19 protein-coding genes and 1 pseudogene are annotated in these 20774 nt (G+C 58.6%); 19 read left to right on the top strand and 1 reads right to left on the bottom strand.

The window, feature by feature from the left end; all coding sequences use genetic code 11:
* The first annotated feature begins 86 nt into the window (after nucleotides 1–86).
* The 5 genes from L5876_RS11895 to L5876_RS11875 all read left to right on the top strand — a co-directional run bounded on the left by L5876_RS11895 (nucleotide 87) and on the right by L5876_RS11875 (nucleotide 8025).
* Nucleotides 87–1409, top strand: a complete 1323-nt coding sequence (locus tag L5876_RS11895) for a DNA (cytosine-5-)-methyltransferase (RefSeq protein ID WP_236956576.1) — start codon at nucleotides 87–89, stop codon at nucleotides 1407–1409.
* Entirely contained in the window at nucleotides 1409–2986 is a 1578-nt protein-coding gene (locus L5876_RS11890; RefSeq protein WP_236956575.1) for an ATP-binding protein, read from the top strand. The genes L5876_RS11895 and L5876_RS11890 overlap by 1 nt, the downstream gene beginning before the upstream one ends.
* Entirely contained in the window at nucleotides 2976–5177 is a 2202-nt protein-coding gene (locus L5876_RS11885) for a Z1 domain-containing protein (protein WP_236956574.1), read from the top strand. The genes L5876_RS11890 and L5876_RS11885 overlap by 11 nt, the downstream gene beginning before the upstream one ends.
* 6 nt (nucleotides 5178–5183) lie before the next feature.
* On the top strand, nucleotides 5184–6146 hold the full coding sequence (locus L5876_RS11880) for a PD-(D/E)XK motif protein (RefSeq protein WP_236956573.1): 963 nt from the start codon (nucleotides 5184–5186) through the stop codon (nucleotides 6144–6146).
* A 313-nt stretch (nucleotides 6147–6459) separates the two neighbouring features.
* Nucleotides 6460–8025 carry a caspase family protein gene (locus tag L5876_RS11875; protein WP_236956572.1) on the top strand — a complete coding sequence of 522 codons (1566 nt, stop codon included), beginning with the start codon at nucleotides 6460–6462 and terminating at the stop codon, nucleotides 8023–8025.
* A 306-nt stretch (nucleotides 8026–8331) separates the two neighbouring features.
* On the opposite strand, the gene L5876_RS11870 is transcribed toward L5876_RS11875, so the two are convergent.
* Nucleotides 8332–8745 carry a helix-turn-helix domain-containing protein gene (locus L5876_RS11870; protein ID WP_236956571.1) on the bottom strand — a complete coding sequence of 138 codons (414 nt, stop codon included), beginning with the start codon at nucleotides 8743–8745 and terminating at the stop codon, nucleotides 8332–8334.
* 78 nt (nucleotides 8746–8823) lie between these two features.
* On the opposite strand from L5876_RS11870, the gene L5876_RS11865 reads away from it, so the two are divergent.
* From L5876_RS11865 to L5876_RS11800, 14 genes and pseudogenes are all read left to right on the top strand, one after another.
* Entirely contained in the window at nucleotides 8824–9222 is a 399-nt protein-coding gene (locus L5876_RS11865; RefSeq protein WP_236956570.1) for a mercuric transporter MerT family protein, read from the top strand.
* A 23-nt stretch (nucleotides 9223–9245) separates the two neighbouring features.
* Nucleotides 9246–9581, top strand: a complete 336-nt coding sequence (locus L5876_RS11860; protein WP_236956569.1) for a heavy metal-associated domain-containing protein — start codon at nucleotides 9246–9248, stop codon at nucleotides 9579–9581.
* A 107-nt stretch (nucleotides 9582–9688) separates the two neighbouring features.
* A complete protein-coding gene (locus L5876_RS14885) occupies nucleotides 9689–9751 on the top strand; it encodes a hypothetical protein (protein WP_236956665.1) in 63 nt (20 codons plus the stop codon).
* Between the two features lie 73 nt (nucleotides 9752–9824).
* Nucleotides 9825–11255: a mercury(II) reductase gene (merA, locus tag L5876_RS11850; RefSeq protein WP_272906960.1), complete on the top strand. Its 1431-nt coding sequence runs from the start codon at nucleotides 9825–9827 to the stop codon at nucleotides 11253–11255.
* 402 nt (nucleotides 11256–11657) lie between these two features.
* Complete coding sequence (locus L5876_RS11845; protein ID WP_236956568.1) at nucleotides 11658–11999, top strand: PepSY domain-containing protein; 342 nt, start codon at nucleotides 11658–11660, stop codon at nucleotides 11997–11999.
* Between the two features lie 88 nt (nucleotides 12000–12087).
* Nucleotides 12088–12579, top strand: coding sequence for a response regulator transcription factor (locus L5876_RS11840; protein ID WP_236956567.1), 492 nt, complete (start codon nucleotides 12088–12090; stop codon nucleotides 12577–12579).
* Nucleotides 12488–13069 (top strand): annotated as a pseudogene (locus L5876_RS11835) (NAD-dependent epimerase/dehydratase family protein); the annotation flags it as partial. The gene L5876_RS11840 and the pseudogene L5876_RS11835, both read left to right, overlap by 92 nt.
* 109 nt (nucleotides 13070–13178) lie before the next feature.
* A complete protein-coding gene (locus L5876_RS11830) occupies nucleotides 13179–13538 on the top strand; it encodes a hypothetical protein (RefSeq protein ID WP_236956565.1) in 360 nt (119 codons plus the stop codon).
* A gap of 56 nt (nucleotides 13539–13594) precedes the next feature.
* Entirely contained in the window at nucleotides 13595–14854 is a 1260-nt protein-coding gene (locus L5876_RS11825) for a TolC family protein (RefSeq protein WP_236956564.1), read from the top strand.
* Between the two features lie 5 nt (nucleotides 14855–14859).
* On the top strand, nucleotides 14860–16110 hold the full coding sequence (locus L5876_RS11820; protein ID WP_236956563.1) for an efflux RND transporter periplasmic adaptor subunit: 1251 nt from the start codon (nucleotides 14860–14862) through the stop codon (nucleotides 16108–16110).
* 8 nt (nucleotides 16111–16118) lie between these two features.
* Nucleotides 16119–19271, top strand: a complete 3153-nt coding sequence (locus L5876_RS11815) for an efflux RND transporter permease subunit (protein WP_236956562.1) — start codon at nucleotides 16119–16121, stop codon at nucleotides 19269–19271.
* A complete protein-coding gene (locus L5876_RS11810; protein WP_236956561.1) occupies nucleotides 19268–19624 on the top strand; it encodes a DUF3147 family protein in 357 nt (118 codons plus the stop codon). The genes L5876_RS11815 and L5876_RS11810 overlap by 4 nt, the downstream gene beginning before the upstream one ends.
* A 221-nt stretch (nucleotides 19625–19845) precedes the next feature.
* Entirely contained in the window at nucleotides 19846–20118 is a 273-nt protein-coding gene (locus L5876_RS11805) for a hypothetical protein (protein WP_236956560.1), read from the top strand.
* A 54-nt stretch (nucleotides 20119–20172) separates the two neighbouring features.
* On the top strand, nucleotides 20173–20748 hold the full coding sequence (locus L5876_RS11800) for a TolC family protein (RefSeq protein WP_236956559.1): 576 nt from the start codon (nucleotides 20173–20175) through the stop codon (nucleotides 20746–20748).
* The last annotated feature ends 26 nt before the right edge of the window (nucleotides 20749–20774 follow it).

Below are 20774 nucleotides of genomic sequence, written 5' to 3'. Positions count from 1 at the left end.
GTTTTCTGGCCCGAACCACATTGTCTGGGGTTATCGCTTCAACTTGTTGCAGGAACCGCTATGCACGTGTAGGTTAAAAGAGGGAAGTGAGCGCGCGCAACCTTATGAAATTCATAGATTTGTTTGCCGGACTCGGTGGGTTCCACCAGGCGCTAGAACAACGCGGCGGAGAATGCGTTTTTGCTTCCGAGCTCAACGTGCATCTCGCAGGGCTTTATGAAAAGAATTTCGGGATTCGCCCTGCCGGCGATATTAGGTCGGTCGATCTGAGCGCTATTCCTGATCACGATATTCTTTGTGCGGGCTTCCCTTGCCAGCCATTCTCCAAGGCCGGCGACCAAAAAGGCCTTGAGTGCCCGCAATGGGGTAACCTCTTTGATTACGTGGTCGCGATACTACAACTCAAACAGCCACGCTTCTTTATCATTGAAAATGTTCCCAATCTAATTCGCCATAATGGGGGGAAGACTTGGTCTATCATTTGCGACCAGCTTAAAGCTGCAGGGTATGCTATCAGTTGGGAGCGCCTGTCACCGCACATGTTCGGCGTACCGCAGAAGCGCGAGCGGGCCTTCATCGTCGGCGATCGTCATGGGCTCAGCAATTTTACATGGCCCATCCCGGACGAAATTCCGCAGACTTCGATCCGCTCTGTCCTCGACGATAATCCGCCCGAAGCCCATGGCTTGAACAGCGATCATCTTCGGTATCTTGAAACATGGCAGGAGTTGATTGCTGCATTCCCGAAAGACCAGCACCTGCCCTCCTTCCCTATTTGGGCAATGGAGTTTGGTGCGGATTACCCGCTCGATGGCCTTACGCCCTATGCACGCAGCTATAAGCGGCTTGGCAAGTTCAAGGGCGCATTTGGTATGTCATTGGCGGGATTGTCGCCCGAGCAGACCGAAGCTGCGCTGCCATCTTACGCACGTACGACTCTCGACCACTTTCCGGCTTGGAAGATCGACTTCATCGCTAAAAACCGGGCATTTTACACGGAACATCGCGATATCATCGATCCTTGGATCGGCAAGATCAAAGACTTTCCTCAAAGTTTTCAAAAACTCGAATGGAATTGTAAAGGCGCTGAGCGTAATATTTGGAAGCATATTATCCAGTTTCGTGCGAGTGGCATTCGTGTAAAGAAGGAAGATACCGCGCCGTCTCTTATTGCTATGACAACGAGCCAAGTCCCCATCATCGCGTGGAAGAAACGCTATATGACCCCGCGCGAGTGCAGCCGCTTGCAAAGTATGGGTGGACTACTCCATCTGCCCGAAACGAAAAGCGGTGCCTACAAAGCTTTCGGAAATGCCGTCAATGTCGATGTGGTTGGCAGTATCTACGACGCCCTCGTGGGCAAAGCTGTTTCAGAGAGCGCTGTTCACTCGGTCGTGGCGGCTGAGTAATGGCGCAGCTGAATTCTGTTAATATTCGCCCAGGCGTCAATGTTCTCTCGGTCCTGCCGCACCTAAACTACAAGGCATGGTACGCCTTGGCCGAGTTTGTCGATAACGCCATCCAGAGCAGCTTGGACCGACAGCGGGAACTCAAGGCGACTGATGGAGCCGATTATCGTCTTCATGTCGATATCCGTTTCGCGTCTCAGGAGAACTGCATCACGATACGAGACAACGCGGCGGGTATTGCTGCGTCGGATTATCAACGCGCCTTCCGGCCCGCTGAAATCCCCCCAGATGCGTCGGGCTTGTCTGAATTCGGCATGGGGATGAAGAGCGCGGCGTGTTGGTTTGCGCCAAACTGGACCGTCCGGACAACTGCGCTTGGAGAGAATATCGAGCGGACCGTGATCTTCGACATCGACAAGATCGTCGAAGACAGTACTGAAGAATTGCATGTCATATCGACGCAAGTGTCAACGGAAAAACACTATACTGAAATCCGTCTCGACAATATCCGTCGCTTCCCGCGCTCGAAAACAGTTCAGAAAATCAAGGATCATTTATCGAGCATATATCGGATATTTATTCGTGATGGGTCGATGCTGCTTACCATCGACGGCGAGCCGCTCGCCTACAACGACCCGGACATTTTGATTGCTCCGAGCTATCGCGACCCTGACGGCCCAGCCATCGCTTGGAAGAAAGACATCGCTATCGATCTTGGCGACGGTCGCGCCGCCACCGGTTTTGTCGCGATACGCGAACCCGCAAGTACGCGCCTGGCAGGATTGGCGCTATTCCGGCGCAAACGCTTGATCATGGGCAGCTTCGACGAAACCTATCGCCCTGAAGACATATTCGGAAGGTCGAATAGTTTCGCGTACCAGCGCATCTTCGGCGAAATCCACCTCAAGGGTTTCCATGTAAGCCACACTAAAGATGGAGTTAAGTGGGAAGAAGCCGAGGAAGCCTTTCTAAGTGAACTCCGCCAGGAACTATCTGGAGAAGACTTACCGCTGCTCCAACAAGTTCGTGAGCACAGAAGCAAGAAGGACGTGAAGGCCACACGCAAGGACGCCGCCGCAGCTCTTAAATCCATGGCGGAGCGGCTTAACAATCAAAACCTGACATCACAGACCCATGCAGGCGCGCAAGATCAGGCTGACCCGCCAATTTCTGAGCCAGAGCCTGATGACATAGCACCGTTTCCCGATCTACCGGACGCAGACAACGAGCACGTACGTTTTCGGATGCGGTTTCGGAGAGAGGACTGGGTCGTAGCCGTCGAACTGTCCTACGCGGACGACGGAGCGGACTGGCTGGATATCCGCAATCGCCCATCCATCACTGACCCGGAGCCGCGGCAGATCACTATTCGGTTGGCCATGCTCCACCCCTTTATGGCGCAATTTCCAACGCTGGACTCCGAAAGTTTTACAGCCGTCCTGAATATTGCCGCCGCGATGGCGCTTGCTGAAGTCGAGGCAGGGGAGCTTGCTGACCGGAACCCCTCTGCCGTCCGTCGTTTCACCAACGAGATTCTTCGAAACCAAATGTCCAAGAGGCTGTCCGATGGCGAATGATCCTCGAGCGATCACAGTCGCGCCGAGCCGCGCAGGCGCAGATGGCACTTGGTCGCCCACCCAGGGGGCTGCGTTCACCGATTTGCTGAATGCAAACACAGCTTTGTCGGACGACGAGAAAGAACGGCTTGTTCAGGAAACTGTTTCCATAATGAGCGAGTGCGTCCCGCCAGAAGCAACGGACGCTGTGAATACGGGACTCGTGATCGGCTATGTCCAGAGCGGCAAGACTTTGTCGTTTACGAGCCTTGCGGCCCTCGCACGGGATAATCGGTTTCGACTTGTCATCCTGCTTGCTGGGACCACCAACAACCTTGTTGAACAGAGCTTCGACCGTTTGAAGGGCGATTTGGATACTGCAGGCACCCGTGAATGGAATCTGTTCACCACACAGCAGAAGGCCTTCCAGCAAAGCGAAGCCGAGCGCGTGAATGCCGAACTTGCTCGTTGGCGGCGCGGTAGCCCCCGCGCGCGGACGATCATGATTGTCTCGATGAAACAGCACCAACACCTGGACAATCTCGCCAGACTTCTTGGCGGGTCTGATTTTTCCGACGTGCCGACGCTGATCATTGACGATGAGGGTGATCAGGCGGGCATGAACACAAAAGCCAAGCAAGACGACGAGAGCACGACATATGCACGGATCAAAGCGCTGCGCGCGCTATTCCCACATCACAGCTATATCCTCTATACGGCGACTCCCCAAGCACCGCTCCTGATCAGCCGCATTGATGCGCTCTCCCCTGATTTCGGGCGCGTCCTGACCCCTGGCACGCATTATGTGGGCGGGCAGGAATTCTTCGTTGAGGGGGCGGACAAATACGTCAAGCTCATCCCTTTGAGTGAAGTGCCGGACAAAAACGATCCCCCGCACGAAGCGCCAGAGAGTCTGCGCGCCGCGCTCAGGGACTTCTTCATTGGCGTAGCGATCGGCTTGCTCGAAGACGAGTTCCGGAAGGGGCGAAACCGCTCAATGATGATCCATCCTGCCGTCGCCAAAGACGAACACTTGATGTTCAAGCGATGGACGCAGCAAATAAAGGATCATTGGTCAGCGATCTTGCAAGACAGCACGCATCCTGACCACACAGGGCTTTTGGACGAGTTTCGTGAGTCTGCGGACGGCATCTTTGAAACTTACGACACGTCAGTGACCTTTGAGGATATCTCCCCGGTCTTATTCGAAGCGATGGAAGAGACCGCAGTAGCCGAACTCAACACGCGCGAGAAAAGCCGCATCGCTCCCGTCGATTGGGCGGGCGAATATAGCTGGATTTTGATCGGTGGGATTGGCCTTGACCGTGGTTTCACAGTCGAGGGCCTGACAGTCACCTACATGCCGCGATCGACCGGCGTCGGCAATGCGGACAACATTCAGCAGCGCGCCCGCTTTTTTGGCTACAAGAAGCGATATCTGGGGCTTTGTCGTATCTATTTGACAAGTGCGAATACCGACGCCTTCGTCAGCTATGTGAAGCATGAAGAGTCCGTTCGCGGCTCTATCCGCACTCATCTTGAACAGGGCGGGAGCCTGAAAGACTGGCGTCGCACGTACTTCCTGGATCAGAAGCTCAAACCCACGCGGTCTTCGGTCATTTTGCTGGAGATGTATCAGTCGAAAGGTAAGGGCGGTTGGATAGTTCCCGATCATCCCTTCGATGACATCGTGACAGTCGCTGAAAACCGAGAACTTGTGGAACGGATTCTCGCGTCGTTCGATTTTACGCCGTATGCGGAAGATGGGTGGAACGACAAGCAGGTCGTACCCGCGTTCAGTGACACCATTACCCTTACCGACATTCTGCCAATGATCGGCCAATTTCAATATCGTTCGCCTGACGATAACCTCCGCCATAGCGCACTTATGCTAGGCCTCGAACGTATGGTCTCCGAAGAGCCCCGTATGACCTGCAGCTTCTACGCTCTGTCCGGGCCATGGTCGGGCGTGGATTATCGGCGGACACTGACGGAAAAATCACCGCCAAAGGTCAAGCAACTCTGGCAGGGCCCGAACGCGCCGACCAACTATCCCGGCGCGCGCGCATTGGTGTCTTCTGAGACCGTCACGTTTCAAATGCATCGATACGATATCCAGACCGCCGACAAGAAGCGCACGCTGCACGACGTTCCAATCCTCGCTGTCCATATCCCCGATCCGTTGATGGAGCGTGTCTGGGTTGAGCGGTGAAGGCTCATGCTGACCGATCTGTACCCTAAGCTTTGCCAAACGATTCCCCAGGATGGCGCTGCCCTCTTCGGACTGCCAGTAGGCAGAGACTATCCGTATTGGCTTGCTGTCGATGCTCAAGCGTTTCCCGCGCTTTTGCTTCCTGCCCGCGCGAATGATTTCCGGCCCGACATCACATTGCGCGCTGTAGATGCCTTGTTTTCGCGCATCTGCGTCATCGACACCGATTCGTCCGAACCGCACGAGGGATGCTACTCGCTTGTTCGCCTCAAGGAGAGCGATCCGGCAATTGTCCGCCTGTTCCTCAGAATACTGGAAGAAAGCTTCTGCGCGAAGCGCCCACCAACAACCAATGCAGAAATTGCCGCTCGCGTACAGCAGGTCGCAACGCTCTTCAGTCGAGTCGAGGATAATACTCGTGATCTTGTTGGGCTCTGGGGCGAACTTACTCTTATCTCCCATGCACAGAATACCGACGCCGCAGTACGGTGCTGGAGTTCCCGTAAAACTGCCAAGTATGATTTTGTAGCTGAGCACTTCGTACTGGATGTAAAAACTACAACGAAACCCGTCCCGCAGCATCGGTTTTCGCTCGATCAGCTGCGACCATCGGGCGCGTTTGACGCCTATATCGCGTCACTATGTGTGATCGAAGTGCCAAGCGGGCAGACAGTTGCCGATCTTTTAGAGACAGTCTCTGCCAGAATTTCAGATCGTGACCTGCGCAGCGCATTCTTGACCCAGTGCCTCACCAAAGGTGGACGCGACCTGTATCGAAGTAATCTGGTCCTTCAGGCCTATCCGGACAATGCCTCTCTCAACCTCTTTCGAGCAGCGGAAATCCCTGTTCCACACGTGCACGCGAGTGACCCGATTGAGAACATTCGCTTTGACGTTGATCTCTCAGAAATCGTACCGCTCCCTGATCAATACCGAACGTCAATTTTGACGTTTGAGATTGCCAAATGATTCCCCAAGAAACTGAAGTGTATCGTCGGCAAACCGATAGCCGGTGATTTACGCCAATAGCGGACGTTTGGGCATTGCCGGAGGAAGCTCGGCGTTAGTGGGCTTGCTGCGTGATTTTCCGCATGAAGAACCCATTTCGGTATTGACCTGCGCCTCGCTCGTTCCTCCGATATTGCGTGATCGTGAGTTCCAAGATCGACCTACGGCGGACTAGGGTCAAAGGCACATAATCGCTAGCATGCGATCCGCGTGGTAGAATCTCGAGTTCACCCAATGATATCACGCTCCAAGTAGGCAATAGCAGCTTCTTCGAATGACCAAGAAACCCAAAAAACTAGAAGTCTCAGAAGAGCCATCAAGCCTTCTCGCCAGCGGTGGACACGTGACGGCAATCATCATTGCCATTGAAGAGTATCAGCCGCGATCGAACGGCCAGATCCCAAGCGTCGATTTTGCTAGAGCCGACGCAGCCGCTTTTTCGGCGACCCTCGATAAAATGTTTCCGGACAGAGAGATACACCGCATCGAGCTGATTGATAACATGGCAACGAACATGAACGTTCGAGATGGCGTAAAGCAAGCCATCCACGCGACGGGACCAGACGACCTTTTGATATTCTATTACGCCGGCCATGGCTTCCATAACGGAGTCTCGAACCAGATAACCGTCTGGGATAGCAACGGTCTCAATCTGTCCGGAACATGCCTCAATCTGCGCGAATTACTTTTTGATCCCGTCGAGAAAAGCGAATGCCATCGGCTCCTTGCGTTCATTGATGCCTGTGCTGAAGACCTTGAAGAGCAGTTCAGCAGCCGTGGCGTAGTTTCGAACATGAGCGAGGCCGAGTTCAAGGCTTTCGTGAACGTCGACCAATATGTGGGCGTATTCCTGTCATGCACGCCTGGGCAGAAGTCTTACAGCCATGCCGGGCTTGGTCACGGCGTTTGGTCGTACCATCTCGTGCATGCGCTAAGTGGCAAGGCGCCAGACGCGATCGATGCGTATGCAGTCATTACCGACGCCTCGCTCAGAGATTATCTGAGCACGTCGGTCCGTCGATACATAACCAAAAACATGTCTACAGCGGCACAACAGACCCCGCTCACACGTACGTCAGCAACAAACCGCTTTGCGATATGCCAAGTAAACGAGGAAGAGGAACTGGTCCCACCCGAGAATGACTTTACAGGTCTATCGTTCAACCCGGACGCCATATTTTTCAGCCACATTGAAACGCGCGCGTACGACAAGCTGCCGGGGTTCTCCCGCTCAAAGAAACACTTCGTACCCGACAACGTGAATGCAAGCAGCGCAGAATTTGCCCGCAATCTGCTTGAGGAAGAGATCGCGGAGGAAATCGAAAATTACTATAAGGAAACCAAGCGTGTCCTACGGCTGCGTCGGGATGATATTGGAACCGGTGACGACACATTGGACACCGATTATTTCCGTTTCTGGATCGAGGTCAGGCAAACGCCAGATGACCCTGCCGAGATCCAAATCATGCGGTGTTTGTCCGTGCGCAACGACTCTGAGGAAAAACTTCAGGGCATCGACGAGATATTTGGCAACACGTTTGATCGTGTCGTCTGCCGTATTCGTGGGCGCGGTCCGGATTTCGACTCAGTTGTTCGACGTCTCGAAGATGTTGTAATGGAGTATGGTGGAACACTGGAAGAATCTGAGCGAAAACAACAAGTAACGTACTACTTTCCGGAGAAAGGTCGACTGGAGTTTGATCTAGCTGATGGGCGCGTAAGCATATGCGCCGACCGTAAATCCAGCTTCTTGGATATATTGGAGCTGGCACGTCCAGTTGCACTAGGCACCCCGCAAGAGCCAATCAAATATCTCTCGGATGAGTCCCAACGTGTTTGAGAGAAAACAAACGGGTGAGCACCCAGGCTTTTGACGCTTTCGATTGTCCGAAATCCTGTCTTTGAAAATTTCTCTTCAAGTAGGATTTGACCATGAGGGCGACCTGCGACCCAATCCGCACCTCGCCGATCACGAATGAATGAGGCCCATCTCACGCGGTCAAAGGCGCATAATTTCCATTATGTGTCCCCGGAGGGTCACTTGTTAGAAAAGTTCTACAACGGTGAGGTGATGGGCGCGTGCAGTCAGTGAGTGATGTCGCGATTATAAATTCAGCCGATTTCGTTCATTCGTTGAGTCCTGATATTAAGTTGCGAGTGCATCAAGAACGGGACATTCGGGCACTTGTTTGCCTGAGCATTGAGCCGCTGTAGTTGCGAGCACTTTTTCGATGCGCTTTAGATCCACGATCTTAGCCCGCACAGCGGCAAGATGTTGCTGTGTCACCGCCTTTACTTCTGCACAAGTTTGAGTGCCTCGATCGACAAGGCGAAGAAGTCCGCGCAGTTCCTCGATGGAGAAACCGAGTTCCCGGCCACGCAGGATGAAGCGCAGACGCGCGACGTGGGCTTCGTCATAGACGCGGTAGCCTGACGCCGTGCGCGGCGGCTCCGGCATCATGCCGATCTTCTCGTAATAGCGGATGGTCTCCAGATTGCAGCCCGTCTGCCGCGCAAGCTGCGCGCGCTTCAATCCCTTCCCGGAACCGTGATCGCTCATAGTGTCGAAAACCGTCTTGAGCCTGTAGCTGCTACAGACCTTATCTTCCTTTCAGCACGAAAGCGAGGATGACGACGCATGAGCACGACCGAAGCGGAAGCCCGGCCATTGCGAGTTGAGAACCACGCTGAAGACCGGAAGCAGAAACTCTTTGCGGCTGGCGGCGTGGTCGGGGCCATTCTGGCCTCGACCTGCTGCGTGGTGCCGCTGCTGTTCGTCATACTCGGGATTTCCGGGGCGTGGATCGGCAACCTGGCGGCGCTGGAGCCCTACAAGCCGTACTTTGCAGGCGTTGCTCTGGTCTTCATCGGCCTCGGCTTCCGGCAGGTCTACTTCAAGGCCAAGCCCGCCTGCGTGGAGGGCAGCTATTGCGCAAAGCCGCAGTCGGCCGTCATCACCAAGACCGCTCTTTGGCTCTCCGCCGTCATCGTCCTGCTCGCGTTGACCATCAACTGGTGGGCGCCACTTTTCTACTGATCCCAAAAACAGGAGCAACTTCCGTGAAACGATCCCTTATCCCCGCCGCCGCCGCCCTGCTGGTCCTCGGTGGAACCGGTTGGGCAGCCGTACCCGCCGCGACCTCCGCCGCCGCCCAGTCCGCTTCCCAACCGGTGGCGACCGCACAAACCGCCACTTTCGCTATCGACAACATGACCTGCGCGCTCTGCCCGATCACCGTCAAAAGGGCGATGGAGGGGGTTGCCGGCGTGCAGTCGGTGACCGTTGATTTCGATGCCAAAACGGCGACGGTGGTTTTTGACCCATCGGTCACGAGCGTGGACGCCATCGCCGCCGCGTCCACGAATGCGGGCTATCCGGCCTTGGTCCACGGCTGAGCCAGATGAGGGACGCCACGATCATAATTGGCACGTCCATTGCCGCCATCTGCTAAGCGAGTCCCCTGCTGGTCATTGCCCGTGGTGCGCTTGGACCGTCGGCCTGGGTGAGCGGGCTGGATTTCATGCCGCAGCCCGGGCTCGCCGACTTCGCCGGTCTGACAGCCTAAGGCCAGTGGCGGCGCAAGCGCGCAGCGGCCTGTTGCGATACAAGCCCTCAGACAAACAAGGAAAGAGCCTGACATGGCGGACTGCTGCGTCCCGACCAAATCATCCAAAGCGACCTGCGACGTCGCCGTCATCGGCGCCGGCTCGGCGGGGTTTTCCGCCGCCATCACCGCCGCCGAACAGGGTGCCAACGTAGCGCTGATCGGCCATGGCACCATCGGCGGCACCTGCGTCAATGTCGGCTGCGTACCCTCCAAGACCATGATCCGGGCCGCCGAGGCGCTGCATGGCGCGCGGGCGGCGGGGCGCTTCCCGGGTCTGACCGGAGACGCGCAGGTGAATGACTGGCGGTGTCTGATCACCGCCAAGGGCGACCTCGTCTCGACGCTCAGGCAGAAGAAATATGCGGACCTCCTGCCCGAATACAACACCATTACCTATCTGGAAGGTGAGGCCCGGCTGAACGGGGCCGGAGTGATCGTCAACGGCAATGCCATTGCCGCCGGCAAGACCATCATCGCCACGGGCGGGCGGCCCGCCGTGCCGCCCATTCCCGGCATAGACAAGGTGAACTACCTGACCAGCACGACGCTGCTGGAACTGGAAAACCTGCCCGAGAGCCTGATCGTCATCGGCGGCGGCTATATAGGGGCCGAACTCGCCCAGATGATGGCGCGCATGGGTGTGAAAATGACGGTGATCTGCCGCTCCCGGCTGCTGCCGCAGGTGGAGCCGGAGATCTCCGCAGCTCTGGCGGACGCGTTCCGGGCCGAGGGCATCAGCCTTCATAGAGGCATCGCCTACGATGCCTGCCATGAAGACGAAAGCGGCGTCACTGTCTGCGTCAAGAAGGGCGGCAGGCTGATCGAGCTGACGGCCGAACGGCTTCTGGTCGCGACAGGGCGCACGCCCAATACCGAAGCACTGGGCCTCGCCGACGCCGGCATTGAGCAGGACAATCGCGGCGCCATCGTCGTCGATGACCGGATGCGCACGTCCAAGTCCGGCGTCTACGCCGCCGGCGACGTGACCAACCGCGACCAATTCGTCTACATGGCGGCCTATGGGGCCAAACTCGCCGCTCTCAACGCGCTTAACGGCGACAGCCTCGCCTACGACAACCGCGCCATGCCGTGGGTCGTGTTCACCGACCCGCAGGTGGCGGGCGTGGGCTTGAACGAAGAGGCGGCGAAGGCCGCCGGTCACGCGGTCAAGACCTCCGTCCTGCCGCTCGACGCGGTGCCGCGCGCGCTGGCCGCCCGCGACACGCGGGGGCTGATCAAGCTGGTGGCCGACGCCAGGACCGACTGCCTGCTCGGTGGCCAGATCCTTGCCCATGAAGGCGCTGACAGCATTCAGACACTGGCCATGGCGCTGAAGTTGGGCATGACCGCAAAGTCGCTCGGTGAGACGATCTTTCCGTATCTCACCACAGTGGAAGGATTGAAGCTTGCCGCCCAAACTTTCGACAAGGATGTAGCAAAGCTTTCCTGCTGTGCGGGTTGAGCTCTAAATCAAACGAGCTCCGAGTGGCGTGGACGGATGTGTTGACCGACTTTCCTAGTTTCCTTGGGGGAGGAAATTTAGCAGGGAAGTTTGCAGTTCCCTTTGAAACGAAAAGGGCGCTCTTACTGGCTGGCTAACGTTGCGGCCTCCACCGAAGTCTGACAGTCGCAGCACTCCCGTTGATGTTCCGATTGGAATAGTTGACGCTTAGCGCCAACGATCAGCTTCCGGGGACGGTTTTTCATTCGGTTATGTAAGAGATCAAAATTTGGTACACGGCAGTTCCGATTGTCAATTTACAAAAAAAGTATAATTGACGCGAGGTTCGGTCGAGACGAACCGTCTAGCTCCAATGTCGTTCGAGCGTGATTTGCTCTCGAAAATCGAAACTGGAGACCCGCCATGACCTCCCCCAAACGCTTCCTGTTGGCTCTCACGCTTGCCGGTTTTGTTGCCGCGCCGGCGGTGGCCGCGAACGACATGTGGTCCGTCGATGACCATGCGGAACATGAGGCTTTCATCAATGCCGCTGTCAGCCTGAGCGAAGCGATCGCCCTTGCTGAAAGCGAGACAGGCGCTCGCGCCATTTCGGCTGAATTCGAGAAAGAGGACGGGCAATTCGTTTTTGCCGTTGAACTGCTCGACAGCAATGGCCGCGAGATCGAAGTCCTTATCGACAGCGCAGTTCTGCGAGTGATCGAAATCGAGGACGATGAACGTGATTCCGGAGGCGACCGCAGCTGACGCAGCACCACCGGTGCGTATCCGGCGGTTTCCTGAACGTCCCCCCCGCGGTATCGCCGGATACGCCCTCTCTCGCTAAGTTGATCTCATGAAACTCCTGCTCGTCGAAGATGACGCTGTAACACGCGATTACGTCCACGCCGGTCTGATCGGCGCGGGCCATTCCGTCGACGTCACCGATGATGGCGTGGACGGGTTCGCGCTCGCGCGCCGCGGCCAATATGACGTGATTATTCTCGACCGGATGGTGCCGGGTATGGACGGATTGTCCATTCTCAAGGCGCTCCGGGCCAGCGGAGAGCAGACGCCAGTGATCTTCCTGACCGCTGTGAGCGGTGTTGACGACCGTGTGTTGGGGTTTGAGGCGGGAGCGGACGATTACCTCGTCAAGCCCTTTGCGTTTTCCGAACTGGCCGCTCGGCTGAATGCACTGGGACGACGTCCCGGCCTGTCGAGCGAGGCGGTCAAGCTTGTGGTGTCTGACCTGGAGATGCACCGACCTTCACCAGGGCATCGTCTGGGGCACCCAGACCGAGGAGACCCGCAAGGACGAACGGCTGATCAACCGCTTCGACTTTGACGGCGATTACGGCACGGTGCTGAACCGCTTCCTGATGCAGGCCGCCGTCGGCCACCCCCTCATCGTTCACGGCACGGGCGGCCAGACGCGCGCCTTCATCCACATCCAGGACACGGTGCGCTGCATCCAGCTGGCGGTTGAGAACCCGCCAAAAACCGGCGCGAAGGTCCGCATCATGAACCAGATGACCGAGACGCACCGCGTCCGCGATCTGGCGCGGATGATTGCCGGGATGACAGGCGCAGAGATCGCGAACCTGCCCAATCCGCGCAACGAGGCCGACGAGAACGACCTCCATGTCGAGAACGACACCTTCCTGTCGATGGGCCTGAAGCCGATCACGCTGGAAGCCGGCTTGATGGAAGAAGTGACGGATGTCGCACGCAAATACGCTGACCGTTGTGACCGCTCGAAGGTCCCGTGCGTGTCCTACTGGAACGAGACGCGCAAGGCGGACCAGAGCCCGTCACCGCTGAAGGCGGTGTCCTAGGACATTTCAGATGCTGAAATCCTGCCAAGTGACCACCCGACCATCAGCTGACTTTGAAGGTTTGCCAGCAGGTCATTAGTTGCGTATCGTTCGCACTTGGGAGTGTTTCGTGGTCCGACTGATTGTCAGCATTATCATCCTGACCGTGGCCCTTATGGGTCCCGGAACGATGTCTGCTGCCCACGCGCATTCGGAAAACGTCGATACCGGCCATGCGGCCTCCCTGCGGCATGCTGAAACGCATCACGAGAAGCAGATCGGTTCGGACGAAGTCGATACCGATACGCTCGGAGCCACGCGTGCGGCGCATTTTCATGTTCACGTCCTGAGCGATGTCGTGCCGCATGTCATTCAGGGCGGCTGGATGGTTGCAAGGAATCGCGAAGCCGCAACCCACGCGCTCTTTTCCCCGAATGCGCCGCGCAATGCTGGCCGCCAGGCACTGAAACGGCCACCCCGGCTCCTCTGATCTGAACCGCCCGGCGTCGACGCCGGTTTGTTTTCGTTCAGTCAGCAGGAATCTACATGAACATCGTCAAACGGGCGCGTCTGTGCGCCCTGCTGGGTGCGGTATCCCTATCGGGGCCGGCCCTTTCCCTGGAAGAACCAACTTCCGGGTTCGATCGCGAAGCCGCGGTTTCGCTTGCCCTTGCCAATGCGCCCGGAATCGAAGCGGCCGCGCTGGAAGCCGAGGCAAGCGGCGCCCTGATCGCAGGTGCCGGCCTCCGGCCCAATCCCACGCTCGAGATTGAATCCGACACGATCGCCGGAACGGCCGGAAACTATCTTCTCAATGCCGGCGAAACGTCGGTCGCCCTTTTGCAGCCTTTAGAACGCGGCGGGGATGCGGAGGCGCGCGTTCGTCTTGCGCAACGCGAGTTCGGTGCGGTGGCATTGGCACAGTCGAGCCTCGAAGCGGACCTGGTCCGCGATGTCGAACTGGCCTTCGTCGCGCTTCAGGCGGCTACGGCACGCTTCGAAGTCGCGATCGGCCGCCGGGAGGCGGTCGCGTCATTCGCTGAGGTGGTGGAACGCCGTGTCCAGGCCGCCCGGGACCCCGTGATGGCACGAAGCCGTGTGGCTGCACGTCTTGCTGAAGCTGAAATAGATGTCCAGGCGGCCCGCCGGGAGGTTTTGCGCCAGTCTTCCGGGCTTGCATCCTATTGGGCGGCTTCACAAGCACCTGCTGTAGAACTGGAGTCATTCTTCACTCGCGGCGAAGCGCCAGCGCCAGGACGGGCTCTGGAGACAGCCGACCTTCGCCGATTGCGCGCCGAGCGCGACATTCGCGACGCTAGGCTGCAAGTTGAGACCGCTCGTGCCATCCCCGACGCGACAGTCGGCTTGACCGGGCGGCATCTTGCCTCAACCGATGACCTCACCGTCGGATTTCGTTTCGCGATCCCGCTTCAGGTGTGGAATGCCAATCGGGCCGAGATTGAAAGCGCCCGGATCGCAGCGCAGGCCACAGACGCCCGGATATCGGCCGCCCTTCGCGACTGGGAGCGCAATGAGGAACTGAACCGGTCCCGGCGGGTCTCGGCTGCTGAAGAGGTTCTGTCGCTTGAGACAACGGTCATCCCGACCCTGGAGGAGGCGCTCTGGTCGGCAAGGTCCGGGTATGAGCGCGGCGTGTTTTCAATCCTCGACGTGTTCGATACCCAGCGCGCCCTTGCCGACGCGCGCTCGCGCCGTGTCGATGCTCTCCAGGCGCTCCACGAGGCCGACATTCACCTTCTTCGACTTTACGCCAGCCCCCGTCCAGCCGGCCCGCAACAGGACTGAATGCAATGATTAAATCCTTTCACTTTCTTATGCCGCTTGTCGCGGCACCTGTGCTGGCTCTCGCGGCTTGCGGAACCGATAACCCGTCGAGCAGTGACCCAGACCATACTGCGATTGGTGCGTCAGAATACGAACGGGGCCCTCACAATGGCCGGATGCTGCGCGAGGGACGCTATGCACTGGAACTGACGATCTTCGAGCAAGGTGTCGACCCGGAATTCAGGCTCTACGCCTATCGGGACAACGCGCCGATCGACCCGCAAACCGTCAATGCCAGCATCACGCTGTCACGACTGGGTGGGCGCGACGATGAGTTTACCTTCAGGCCCGTGCAGGACTATCTCCGCGGCGATGGAGTCGTGACCGAGCCGCACTCTTTCGAGGTCCATGTGCGAGCCGATTTCGGCGACACAGTTGGTGAATGGTCGTTCGAGTCCTTTGAAGGTCGCACGACGATCTCCCGTGCTCAGGCCGATGCTGCCGGAGTGGTCGTGGAGCCTGCTGGACCAGCAAGGCTTGAGCAAACCACAAGTGTTTACGGGGTGATCGAACTTCGGCCCGAAGCCCATGCCGAGATCCGCGGCTGGTTGCCAGGCCGGATTGTTTCGCTGAACGCCACGATCGGCGACCGGGTCACCCAGGGACAGACCTTGGCCCGGATCACCGCCACCGACAGCCTTCAGACCTACTCGGTCACATCGCCGATCAACGGCATCGTGATGGCACGTCCAGCAACGAATGGCGGCCCGACGGGCGATGGTCCGCTCTTTGAAATTGCCGACCCAACCCAGCTTCATGCTGAACTGTTCCTGTATCCTGGCGACATGAGCCGTATTGCTGCCGGTCATCCTGTCACCCTGACCAGCGTCGACGGCCAGCGGACCTTTGAAGGAGAGATCGAATTCATTTCTCCAGCAGTGGATCCCGTGAGCCAGCGCGCCATCGCGCATGTTCATCTCGATAATCCCGACGGTGTCTGGAGAGCCGGTGAGGCGGTGGAGGCCGCCATTGTGACCGGGGTTGCCGAGGTTCCGCTCGCCGTACGAACAGACGCCCTACAGCGTTTCCGCGACTTTACCGTCGTCTATGCGCGTGTCGGCGACACCTATGAGGTGCGGATGCTCGAACTCGGGCTACGCACGCCGGAAATGACGGAAGTCCTCGGCGGGCTCGAACCCGGTGAAGCCTATGTCTCGCAGAACGCCTTCCTGATCACTGCTGACGTGCTGAAGTCCGGCGCCAGCCACGACCATTAGGATCAATCATGCTCGAAACCATTATCCGACAATCCATCCGGTATCGCTGGCTGGTCCTGGCTCTGGTGTTCGCACTGGCCGCATTGGGGATCTGGAATTTCAACAAACTTCCTATTGATGCCACGCCGGACATCACGAATGTTCAGGTCCAGATCAATATGGAGGCACCGGGGTTTTCCCCGCTTGAAGCAGAACAACGCCTGACCTTCCCTGTCGAGACGGCCATCTCGGGTGTGCCCAATCTCGCCTATACGCGTTCGATATCTCGTTATGGCCTGTCGCAGGTCACGGTCGTTTTCGAAGACGGGACCGACATCTATTTCGCCCGCCAGCTGGTGAATGAACGGCTTCAGGCCGTGAGTGGCCAGCTTCCCGAAGGGGTGACCCCCGAATTGGGTCCGATCGCTACCGGGCTTGGCGAAATTTTCATGTACACAATCGAGTCCGAGCCCGGAGCCACCCGTGATGACGGGTCTGAATGGACCGCCGAGGACCTCAGGACGCTTCAGGACTGGGTCATCCGGCCACAGCTTCTGCGTACCCCCGGGGTGGTGGAGGTGAACACCATTGGCGGATTCGTGCGCCAGTATCACGTGACGCCGCGACCGGCCGACATGGCAGCTCTAGGCCTCACCTTCGACGACATCACCGCGGCGCTCGACAACAACAACGCCAACTCCGGTGCCGGATTCATCGAACACAATGGCGAGCAGCTTGTCATTCGCTCGCCTGGCCAGACGCGGACAATCGACGAACTGAGATCAGTCGTTGTTGCCAATCCAGGCGGCAGGCCGGTCCTCCTCGGCGACATTGCCGATGTCTTGCTTGGAGAGGAGATGCGTTCAGGCGCCGCCACCGAAAACGGTGAAGAGGTGGTGCTCGGGACTGTCTTCATGCTCATGGGCGAGAACAGCCGCGAGGTCGCCCGAGCCGTCAGCGAGAGACTGGAAGAAGCTGCCCGCGCCCTGCCAGACGGGGTTCGAGCCGTTGAAGTTTATAACCGGACGGAATTGGTCGACCGGACGATCGAGACGGTCGAGAAAAATCTCGTCGAAGGCGCGCTCCTTGTGGTGGTTGTGCTGTTTGTGCTGCTTGGCAATGTCCGGGCCGCAATTCTGACGGCACTCGTCATCCCGCTATCGATGCTGATGACCATTACCGGGATGGTCGAGAACCGCGTGTCGGGCAATCTAATGAGTCTCGGTGCGCTCGACTTTGGCCTGATCGTCGACGGGGCCGTGATCATTGTCGAAAACTGCCTGCGGCGTATCGGGCACCGGCAATCGGAGCTTGGCCGCCTTCTCACCCGCGATGAACGGTTTGCCGAGACAGCTGCTGCTGCGGCCGAGGTGATCAAGCCGTCGCTATTCGGGGTTCTGATCATCACCCTTGTCTATGTCCCGATCTTTGCCCTGACGGGTGTCGAGGGGAAAATGTTCCACCCCATGGCCTTTACCGTGGTGTTCGCATTGACGTCAGCGATGTTGCTGTCCCTGACGTTCGTCCCGGCTGCCGTGGCGATGGTTGTGCGCGGCAAGGTCGAGGAAAAGCCGAACGTCGTCATTCGTAGCGCATCGGCGATCTACCGGCCTGCGCTCGACTTCGCTCTGCGGTTCCGCTGGGTCGTGGTGGCGGGAGCTGTGGCGCTCGTCGCTTTAGGGGGAGTTGCTGTTTCCCGGATGGGAACCGAGTTCATTCCCCAACTCGACGAAGGGGACATCGCCCTTCACGCCTTGCGCATTCCGGGAACCAGTTTGAGCCAGGCCCTGACCTTGCAGGTCGCGCTGGAAGAACGGATCCGGGAATTCCCTGAAGTGGAAAGGGTGGTCTCCAAGATCGGTACTGCAGAAGTGGCGACCGATCCGATGCCGCCGAGCGTGGCAGACACCTTTATCCTGCTGCGTCCCCGGTCCGAATGGCCGGACCCAAGACGCTCGCGCGATGATCTTGTCGCGGAACTGAACAGCGCAGTTCAGGAAATTCCAGGCAACAACTACGAATTCACTCAGCCGATCGAGATGCGGTTCAACGAATTGTTGTCAGGCGTTCGAGCCGATGTCGCCGTCAAGGTTTTCGGCGACGATCTCGACGCCTTGCTGGAGATCGGCGAAAGGCTCGAAGGGCTGATCGAAAGCGTGCCAGGCGCCAGCGATGTTTCTCTCGAACAGGCCACCGGTCTGCCCATGCTGCAGATCGAGCCGCGCCGGGACGCCCTTGCGCGATACGGATTGAGCGTCGATGACGTCCAATCGGTGGTCCGCACGGCACTCGCGGGTTCCCCTGCCGGCCAGGTGTTTGAAGGCGACCGGAGGTTCGACATTATCGTCCGGTTGCCGGAGTCGGAACGCACCGATATCGATCGCCTGGGCAGGCTCAACATTCCCTTGCCCGGCAGCCGGACGGGACCCGACGGCTTTATTCCCCTCGCCGAAGTCGCGGACATCACCCTGACAATCGGTCCGAACCAGATCAGCCGGGAGAACGGCAAGCGGCGCATCGTCGTGACGGCCAATGTTCGCGGTCGCGACCTCGGATCCTTCATCGCCGATGTACGCAGCCGGGTTGAGCAGGATGGCGATATACCTTCGGGTTACTGGGTCGAATACGGAGGGACGTTCGAGCAGCTCATCTCGGCAGCGAACAGGCTGAGCCTGGTCGTACCGATCGCCTTGGGTTTGATTTTCCTGCTGCTGCTGGCCCTATTCCGGTCCGTTTCCGATGCGGCGATCGTCTATTCGGGGGTGCCGCTGGCCCTTACCGGGGGCGTTGCAGCGTTGTTGTTGCGGGGGTTGCCGTTATCAATCTCCGCCGGCATCGGCTTTATCGCCCTGTCCGGCGTCGCGGTGCTGAACGGCGTGGTGTTGCTGACCTTTATCCGGGCCCTCATGGACAGGGGTACACCACTCGACACCGCGATCCGCGAAGGTGCGATGACACGCCTGCGGCCGGTCCTGATGACCGCTCTTGTTGCCAGCCTCGGTTTTGTGCCGATGGCGTTCAACGTAGGTCCAGGCGCGGAAGTACAGCGGCCGCTTGCGACCGTCGTGATCGGCGGGATCATATCGTCGACCATTCTAACGCTGCTCGTGGTCCCGGCCTTGTTCAGAATCGTCCGAGGAATGGTGACTGCACGGCGGGCCGTGGTGGAAAGACCGGCATGATTTGGGCCGCCATCAAGGCTGTGATCTCGGGCATTCTGATCGCGGCCATATCTGAAGCCGGCCGCCGCAATGCGGCGGCCGGCGCAATCGTCGCCTCACTTCCTCTTGTCTCTGTTCTGGGCATGATTTGGCTGTGGCGGGATACCAGAGACACCGTCCGGCTGGCCGATCACGCCGAGGCAACTTTCTGGTTTGTTCTGCCCTCTCTGCCGATGTTCCTGCTCGTCCCGGCGCTTCTGCGCCGGGACGTCGGTTTCTGGGCTGCCCTCGGCCTCGGCTGCCTCCTGACCGTCGTCCTCTATTGGCTTGTAGTATTCGCTGCGCCGCGACTGGGCATAAGACTGCCATTCTGAGCTATTGCGAGGGCTCATCGAGTGCTGCGGCAATTCGAACCTTCATGAACGGTATCCATAGTGCTAGGGTGACACCTTCGTGGATGAGACCGGACTCTGTGCCAAACCCAGCCTCCATTATTTTTTCCGCCCTGCGGGTGCTGAGCGTTGCGCTTCTGGCAGCCTCGCTTTCCATTGGACCCATATCGAGCGCGAGCGCGGCGTCGCCCGAAGACGTGGGCATGGCCGGTACGGGAACCATGTGCGAACACGAGATGGCCGGGCCGGACATGCCGCAATCCATGGCGATGGAAGACTGCGAGGGGGCGGCCGAGTGTTGCGATGCCTGCCAGATGGCCGACTGCCCGCTGGTTTCGGGATCGCCACCGTATCCGCTTCCCCATAACGCCGAGATCGGCCGAATCACGCTGCCCGATGTGTCGCGACACGCCGTGTCCGACGACCGGTTCGATTCGATTGCCTTTCTGACCCCCAAACGACCTCCCCGGATCTGATTCCCGCGCCGGTTTGCCGGCGCTTTCGGCGAATCATTTTCGAGGAGACCCCCCATGATTACGAACCTCATGCTGGCGGCGCTGATCGGCGCCGGCCTCCAATCGGCGTCGCCCGGCCCGTTGAGCCTGGCCGAAGCCATCCACATTGCCCGGCAGCAGCCCGATCCTTCCGTTTCGCGGTATGACGCCGCAGCCCGTGCCGCCCGTCACCGAGGCGAGGCGGCGGCGGTTTTGCCCGATCCGGTCGTCTCGGCGGCGATCATGAACCTGCCCCTGACGACGCTGGACCCCTCAGGCGATCCAATGTCTCAGTTGCGACTGTCTCTCCGCCAGATGTTCCCCCGGGGTGACAGCCTTCGTCTTTCGCGCTCGCAAGAACGCGCCCGGGCGCGAGAGGAGCGTGCGCGGCGCGATCTCGCCGTTCGGGAGATCATTCTCGACGTCCGCAATGAATGGCTGGAGCAGCGCTATTGGGAATTGGCAAGGGAACAGACCTTGCAACGCCTTTCAACGCTTCAGGATCTATCCGGAGGGCAGTGTCAGAGGAAACTCGGCGTTAGCGGATGGGCCATCATCCTGAGCGACAGTGTCAGAGGAAACCCGGCGTTAGCCGGTTCGCCGCCATCCTGAGCGGATGAGCCCGAACCCGTTCCGCT

Origin of the sequence: Hyphobacterium sp. SN044 (assembly GCF_021864465.1) — a bacterium.
Lineage (GTDB): Bacteria > Pseudomonadota > Alphaproteobacteria > Caulobacterales > Maricaulaceae > Hyphobacterium.
The sequence above is the reverse complement of the archived record's forward strand: the minus strand, read 5'-3'. Positions and strand labels throughout refer to the sequence as shown.